General features: G+C 61.2%; 6 protein-coding genes and 1 tRNA gene. 5 read left to right on the top strand and 2 right to left on the bottom strand.

Annotation, left to right across the window (positions count from 1 at the left end; translation table 11 throughout):
* Positions 1-771: 771 nt before the first annotated feature.
* From FLM9_RS01685 to FLM9_RS01660, 5 genes are all read left to right on the top strand, one after another.
* The gene (locus FLM9_RS01685; RefSeq protein ID WP_074456969.1) at positions 772-993 is read left to right on the top strand and encodes a hypothetical protein; all 222 of its coding nucleotides are present in this window, start codon (positions 772-774) and stop codon (positions 991-993) included.
* A gap of 35 nt (positions 994-1,028) precedes the next feature.
* Positions 1,029-1,100, top strand: a tRNA-Val gene (locus FLM9_RS01680).
* Positions 1,101-1,239: 139 nt separating this feature from the next.
* Complete coding sequence (locus FLM9_RS01675; RefSeq protein WP_074456968.1) at positions 1,240-1,605, top strand: AbrB family transcriptional regulator; 366 nt, start codon at positions 1,240-1,242, stop codon at positions 1,603-1,605.
* Positions 1,606-1,680: 75 nt separating this feature from the next.
* The gene (locus FLM9_RS01665; RefSeq protein ID WP_081340114.1) at positions 1,681-4,764 is read left to right on the top strand and encodes a valine--tRNA ligase; all 3,084 of its coding nucleotides are present in this window, start codon (positions 1,681-1,683) and stop codon (positions 4,762-4,764) included.
* Positions 4,765-4,829: 65 nt separating this feature from the next.
* Entirely contained in the window at positions 4,830-5,447 is a 618-nt protein-coding gene (locus FLM9_RS01660; protein WP_074456967.1) for a TVP38/TMEM64 family protein, read from the top strand.
* On the opposite strand, the gene FLM9_RS01655 is transcribed toward FLM9_RS01660, so the two are convergent.
* Positions 5,448-5,633: a hypothetical protein gene (locus FLM9_RS01655; RefSeq protein ID WP_074456966.1), complete on the bottom strand. Its 186-nt coding sequence runs from the start codon at positions 5,631-5,633 to the stop codon at positions 5,448-5,450.
* Positions 5,634-5,674: 41 nt separating this feature from the next.
* Positions 5,675-7,730 (bottom strand): NAD-dependent DNA ligase LigA (gene ligA, locus FLM9_RS01650; RefSeq protein WP_074456965.1); only part of this gene is annotated, 2,056 nt, incomplete at its 5' end.

Genomic DNA, 7,730 nt, shown 5'->3' with positions numbered 1-7,730 from the left:
AATCCTATTGGTCCGCCTCCCTCCCATCTTGTTAAGCACTTGACTTCCAATTCCGATGTCGGAAATGTAGCGGTGAAAAGAGCTGCCTATGTCAAGGGGTCGGGGTGGACCGCGCTGGCGTTCGAGTACATGGTCCTTGCGACCGACGAGGACAGCAACGGCATCTGGATCGAGACGAATGCACTGAAACTGGATGGGGATGACCTGATCCGTGACAGTGACAGCAACCTGACCCAAGCCAACGGCAGTGCCCCTGTGGTCTGGAGCGATGCCCTGGCCCTGAGCCGGAGGCTCCACCAGCAAGGGGAGAACATACCGGCGCCGCCTTGGAGAAGCTCTGCATCACCCGGGTCAAGCGGTGGCAGGGGCGCTCTTGGCTCAGCCAAGTCTCAGCCTCCATGCTCCAGCAGCCCCTGCGAGATCCGGGCCAGGCTTTCCGCAACTGGTGGGAGAGCAAGGGGAAATCCAGGGCTCCTCCCGGGTTCAAGAAACGCAGCAACGGGCAGAGAGCAACCGCATCTGAGTGCAAGACCAGTGTGCTGGCGTCTGGACGTGAAGCAGGAATCCACATGAATCAAGAGGTGCAGAGTACACTGCCGTGAGAGAAGAAATCCCTGTCCTTTACGGCGGGGAGGAAGTCAAAAACATGAGAACCATGATCGCAGCAATTCTGCCCGGGCTGCCGTCAGCCATAAACTTCCCGTGTTGTTATTAAACAGTAACATCAGCAGACGACCGTCCTGGGCTTGTTCCATTCTCGCTCGCCTGAATTTGGTCGTTGTTAATTTTATTGTCCGCCAGAAGCTTTACGGCACAGATTTGATGCTCCATATCCTTGGGCAACTCCCCGTTGTGCCTCCAGAGCACTGCCTCAACATGCGGATAGGGTCCACCAGAGTCGCCGCCACCATCAGAGCGGCGGTGCTGGAACTCACCTACACTGCATGGGACCTTACGGCCTTTGCCCGTGATCTGGGAGGAAAGGGATGGTAACCTAACATTACCGATACCTCAGCCGATGCTCCATCGGGCGATTAGCTCAGCGGTAGAGCGCCTGCCTTACAAGCAGGATGTCCCTGGTTCGAATCCTGGATCGCCCATCTGTTGCTCACGACGGCTCTTGATGTAGGTGGCAGCTGTGGTGGCGGACAACTGGAAAGCTTTTATTTTTCCCTTGTCCTGCCCCAGTGCCAAACCATGCTAAAGTTTCCAGCGCTTAGCCACCCTATTCTTCAAGCGATGCTGACGAAAACAGAGCTTCTCAACAAGGTCCGTGAGCTTGCTGATGCCAGCAAGTCGGACGTGGTCCGTGCCTGTGGCTACGTATCCACTACCAAGGACGGGCGGGAGCGCCTCAACTTCACGGCGTTCTACGAAGCAGTTCTTGATGCCAAGGGTGTGGAGATTGGCCGCAGCGGGGGAGCCAAAATTGGTCGCAAGCTCAGCTTTCTGGCCAAGGTTCAGGGCAACGGCAATCTGCTCATTGGCAAGGCCTACACCAAAAAGCTGGGCCTGAACCCTGGTGACGAGTTTGAGATCAAGCTGGGCCGGAAGCACATCCGCCTTGTTCCCCTGGGCAGCGAGGACGACGGCGGAGAGGAGTGATTGTTGGTCACTTCAGCAACGAGAAGATGCCGTTTCCGGCCACGTTCAATGATGACGCAAACCCCCTTTGCCTGAATGATGCTCAAACACGCAGAGCTTCTCAATAAGGTCCGTGAGCTTGCTGGTGCCAGCAAAACAGAAGTCGTTCGCGCCTGTGGCTATGTCACCGCCATGAAGGATGGCCGTGAATGCCTCAACTTCACAGCGTTCTACGACGCACTTCTCCAGGCCAAAGGCGTACGGATTGGCGGTGGAGCCCAAGGCGGCCGCAAGCTCGGCTTTGCCGCCAAGGTTCAAGGAAACGGCAACCTGCTGGTTGGCAAGGCTTATATCAGCCAACTGGGTTTGGCGCCCGGTGATCAAATGGCCATTGAGATCCGTGGCGGCCATATTGTGCTGACCGCGGTGGAGCAGGACAGGAGCGGGTCCCATGAACGCCCAGCGCCGATGGTGTCCATGGGACAATACGATCCCAAGGCCACAGAAGCCCGCTGGCAGTCGGCCTGGGAGCGATGCGATGCATTCCATCCGGATCCCCAGGCCCCGGGCCAACCCTATGGGGTGGTGATTCCGCCCCCCAACGTGACGGGCAATCTGCACATGGGTCACGCTTTTGAAGCGGCCCTGATGGACGCCATGGTGCGGTTCAAGCGGCTACAGGGTTACAACACCCTCTGCCTGCCGGGCATGGACCATGCCTCCATTGCTGTGCAGACGCTTCTGGACAAACAACTGGCCCGGGAAGGAACCAGCAAAGACCAGCTTGGCCGTGAAGCTTTCCTGGAGCGGGCCTGGGCCTGGAAGCAGGAAAGTGGTGGAGCAATCGTCACCCAACTGCGTCGTCTGGGGTTTTCCGTGGACTGGCGGCGGGAGCGCTTCACCTTGGACCCGGAACTCAGCCGGGCCGTGCAGGAATCGTTTCTGAGGTTGCACGAGAAGGGGCTGATTTATCGGGGGGAATATTTGGTGAACTGGTGTCCCGCCTCCGGCTCGGCGGTCAGCGACCTGGAGGTGGAGATGAAGGAAGTGGACGGTCATCTCTGGTATTTCCGCTATCCCCTCACCGATGGGTCCGGCCACCTGGAGGTGGCCACCACTCGCCCCGAGACCATGCTGGGGGACGTGGCGGTGGCGGTCAATCCCGGCGACCAGCGCTATGCCCCATGGGTGGGCCGTACCCTCACCCTGCCCCTTGTGGGTCGCAAGATTCCGGTGATTGCCGATGATCACGTGGATCCCCAATTCGGCACCGGCTGCGTAAAAGTGACCCCGGCCCATGATGCCAACGACTTTGCCATGGGTCAGCGCCATGGCTTGCCTCTGGTGACGGTCATGGGCAAGGACGGTCGCATGAACGAAGCGGCGGGACAATTCCGTGGCCTGGAGCGCTTCGAGGCGCGGCGCGCCGTTGTGGCCACCCTGGCCGCTGAACAGGCCTTGGTGAAAGTGGAAGATTACCGCCACACTGTTCCCTATTCGGACCGGGGCAATGTTCCGGTGGAGCCACTGCTCTCCACCCAGTGGTTTGTGCGCACCAAACCGCTGGCCAATGCCTGCCTGGCCGCCCTGAACCAGGGACGCCCCCGCTTTGTTCCCGAGCGCTGGGCTAAGGTGTACCAGAATTGGCTGATGGAGATCCGCGACTGGTGCATCAGCCGTCAGCTTTGGTGGGGCCATCGCATTCCAGCCTGGTTTGTGGTGAGTGAAACCGGCTCCCGGTTGCGCAGCGACACACCCTACGTGGTGGCCCGCAATGTAACCGAAGCCCAGGACAAGGCCCGGCGCCGTTACGGAGCTAACGCTACAATTCAGCAGGATGAAGACGTGCTGGACACCTGGTTCTCCAGCGCCCTTTGGCCTTTCTCCACGATGGGCTGGCCGGACGAGGAGAGTGCCGATCTGCAGCGCTGGTATCCCAACAGCACCCTGTTCACGGGATTCGACATCATCTTCTTTTGGGTGGCCCGCATGACCATGATGGGCGCGGTCTGCACCCGCACCATTCCCTTCGCCGATGTGTACATCCACGGCCTGGTGCGGGACGCCCGGAACCGCAAGATGAGCAAATCCGCCGGCAACGGCATTGATCCCCTGGTGCTCTGTGAGCGTTACGGGGCGGACGCCTTGCGCTTTTCCCTAGTGCGGGGCGTGGCCGGAGCGGGGCAGGACATTCGCCTGGACTTCGACCCCGTTACACAAACGTCCAACACCGTCGAGGTATCGAGAAACTTTGCCAACAAGTTGTGGAACGCCACCCGTTTTGCCCTCCTCAATTTGGATGGGGCCACCCCCTCGTCCCTTGGCCAGCCGGATCCCCACAAGCTCCTGATCGCAGATCGCTGGATCCTCTCCCGTCTGGTGCGCACCAGTGGGTCCATGGCAGAGAAGCTGGACACCTACGGACTGGGGGAAGCGGCCAGGATCCTCTATGAATTTGCCTGGAACGACGTGTGCGATTGGACCATTGAACTGCTCAAGCGGCGCCTCAACGGCAGCAATTCGGAGGATCGCCGCACGGCCCAGCAGGTTCTGGCCTTGGTGATTGAGCAACTGCTGGTGCTGGTCCATCCTTTCATGCCCCACGTCAGCGAGGAGCTGTGGCATCGGCTGAGCGGCGCTGACGGCGACACCTTCCTGGCGCTACAGCGGTGGCCCCAACTGGATCCGGCCCACCTGAACGACCAATTGGAACAGCAGTTCGGAGCCGTCGTTGATGCCGTTCGCGTGGTGCGCAACCTGCGGGCCGTGGCAGGCTTGAAACCCTCCCGGAGCGCGGACGTGCTCTTTGTGAGTGACAACGAAGGGCTCTGTCAGTTGTTACAGGAGACCAGGGACGACATTGCCGTTCTCACCAGGGCCGGCACGGTGGACGTCAGCACCACCGCCGTGGACCTGCCCCGCTGTTTGAGTGCTGTCAGTGGTGAGTTGCAGATTCTGCTGCCGGTGGGCGGTCTTGTGGACGTGGACGCCCTGCGGGACCGCCTGCGGAAAGACCTGGGCAAAGCGGAGAAGGAGATCAGCCTCCTTGCCGAGCACCTGCGCAATCCCGGATTTCTGGATCAGGCTCCCCAGGAGGTGGTGAGCAGGATGCGCTCCAATCTGAGCGAGGCCCAGCAGCAGCAGCGACTGGCCCAAAGTCGCCTCGCCTCCCTGGGCTGAGGGCAGCTCCGCCCCAGCCGGGATAGGGTTGAATCTCCCGATCTCAATTCCCCATAACCAACGCCATGTCGTCCTTCATCGAATCTATCGAAACCTTCCTCAGAGAATTAGGCCCGGTGGGCTGGATCGTTTTCATTGCCCTGTATGCCCTGGCGGTCACCTTCTACGTACCCGGCTCGGTGCTGACCCTTTTAGGTGGTGCGCTATTCGGGCCGCGGCTGGGAGTGCTGGGAGTGCTGGCGGGCGCCTTTCTGGGGATGGCTGGCAACTGGTTTCTCACGCGCCAGTGGCTACGTCCCTGGGCCCAGAGGAAACTGGAGCAGAATCCACGCCTGCAGCGGCTGGAGCAGGTGCTGAGCCGGGACGAGGGTTGGAAGCTGGTGGCGCTGCTGCGGTTGTCGCCCCTGTTTCCTTTTGTGTTGATCAACCTGGTGTGCGCCCTCACCAGCAATCTGCGGTTCCTGACCTACATGGCGGCCTCAGCCGCCATCCTGCCCGGCACCATCCTCTACATCTACATTGGCGACACAGTCCGCCGGGGTTTGACCTTGGGTGGCGGCCTGGAGCAGGGTCAATTTGCCCTGCGGATCCTTGGGGTGGCAGCCACTTTTGCCGTGGTCTGGCTGGTGGGCCGCACCGCCAGCAAGGTACTGAAAAAGCAACTCAGTGAAACGGACACCTGATCAGGTGGCCCGGAACAGGTTGCGAATGCCGCGGCTGATGGGGGAGAGAACAACGTCGCGGAGCACGGCAATGGCCACAAACCAGTACAGCCGCAGGCGGGCCATGATGCCGCGCCGCTGAGCCAAGTGAGCGTACTTGGCGCGACCACACTCTGTTTTGATCCAGCGTTCAATGCCTTGATCCATGAAGTGACAGAAGCACTGCCTTGAGTCTGCCACAATTTGCCTCACGTGGGTGCAGGCTCTAAGTGGTGTAACAGAGTTGCCTCATCCAGAATCACCAGCCCAAGGGCACGGGCCTTGTCCAGCTTGCTGCCCGGATCGGCACCCACCACCAGATGGGTGGTCTTCTTGCTGACGCTGCTGGTCACTGTTCCCCCTGCCGCCTCAATCCGCGCCTGGGCTTCAGCACGGCTGAGGGAGGGCAGGCTGCCGGTGAGCACGAAGATCTGGCCCGCCAGCGGTCCCTGGGCAGACGTGGTGGACAGGTGAGCCTGGCGGACCTGAAGCTGCAGACCAGCCTTGGCAAGGCACTCCAGAAGTCTTTGATTGGGGGGATTGGCCAGCCACTGCTGCAGCGCCATGGCAATTTTGTTGCCAACGCCTTGGATCCCCTTCGGCTCGTCGGTTCCTTGAAAGTTGCGGGTGGCGGAAAACGCTGCGATCAACTGCTCTGCCGAAGGGAAGATGCGGGTCAGGAGTCTGGCCCTTTTTGCTCCCACGTCGGGAATGGTGCAGAGCAAGTGCCCCCCGGACGCTTCCCAGGAGGCTTCTCGATCAATCAACAGATTCTGGTTGCCGGGCTGGCTGAGCCACTGTTGCAGCTTGCAGGCAGACACTTTGCCCATCACCCCCTTAAGACCAGTCAAAAGAGGTTCATCGGCGCCCTGGAATTGCCGGGTCACCGCAAAAGCCTCCGTCAGGCTCTCTGCCGAGGGAAAGGCGCGGGCCAACACAGCTGCATTGGCGGTGCCCACATGGGGAATCCCCAGGCCATAGAGCACACGATGCCATGGTTGCCGCTTGGATGCCTCCAGCGACTGCAGCAGACGGCAGGCCGACTGCCCGGCCCAACCCTCCAATGCGGTCAGATCAGCCTCCTGTAATCCATAGAGATCATCAATGGTGTGAACCAGGCCACATCCCACCAACTGCTCGATCCGCTCAGGGCCGAGGCTGTCAACATCCAGGGCGTCACGGCTGACCCAATGGCGCAGAGCGCCGCGGAGGATGGCTGGACAACTGCTATTGACACAGCGAGTGGCGGCCTCCATCTCCAACCCGGCCAGAGCCTCCAGAAGCGATGCCTTGAGCTTGGGGCAATGGTCCAGGAGATGTTGATTGGCTGGATCGGACAGCCACTGCCGTAGGGCGGCTTGCTTCGATTCCCGCACCAGGGGGGAACCGCATTCCGGGCAGTGACGGGGAAACCTGAGGGGTTCGCCTGGAGGTGAGCACGGCTCCACCCGCACCAATTCAGGAATCACCCCACCCGCCTTGCGCACCACGAGGGTGTCTGCCTCATGCAGACCCGTTCCTGTTGTGAGGTCTTCTATCCGGTCGGCATTGTGAAGGGTGGCCCGCGTCACGGTGCTCCCGTCCAGTTGCACCGGGTCAAACTCCGCCACTGGCGTGACCACACCTGTGCGGCCCACCTGTGCCACAAGGCGCCGCAGCCTGCTCCTGGCCTCCACCTGGCTGAACTTCATGGCCACAGCCCAGCGGGGCGCCCTCTGGGTGTGTCCCACCTGCTGCTGAAGGGCCAGATCGTTCAACTTGACCACCACGCCGTCGGTTCCATAGGGAAGCTGGTGACGCTGAAGGTTCCAATGCTGGTAAAATCTGCCCACGTCCGCCAGGGTGGTGCAGCGCCGGGCATGGCGGGTGACTTTGAACCCGGCAGTGCTCAACCAGTCCAGGGCCGCCAACTGCTGGCGGGCCTGGGGCTGCTTCGGCGAGAGGTGAAGCCCGTAGGCCAGAAAATCCACCTGCCGGCTGGCCACTACCTGGGGATTCAACTGGCGCAAGGTACCGGCACAGGCATTGCGGGCATTGGCAAAGGGCGCCTCGTCCTGTTGGTGGCGCTGTTGATTGATGGCGGAGAAGGTGGCTTCCGACAGAAACGCCTCGCCACGGATCTCTGCCCAGGCCGGCGGGTCCGCACAGCGTAGCCGGAGGGGGATGGAGCGAATGGTGCGGACGCTGGCGGTGATCTCCTCCCCCCGTTGACCGTCTCCCCGGGTGGCCCCCTGCACCAGCAGGCCTTGCTCATAGCGCAGAGCC

Source organism: Candidatus Synechococcus spongiarum, from assembly GCF_900047545.1.
GTDB classification, from domain to species: domain Bacteria; phylum Cyanobacteriota; class Cyanobacteriia; order PCC-6307; family Cyanobiaceae; genus Synechococcus_B; species Synechococcus_B spongiarum_C.
Note: the sequence above shows the minus strand (reverse complement) of the source record. Positions and strands in the feature narration are given on the sequence as shown.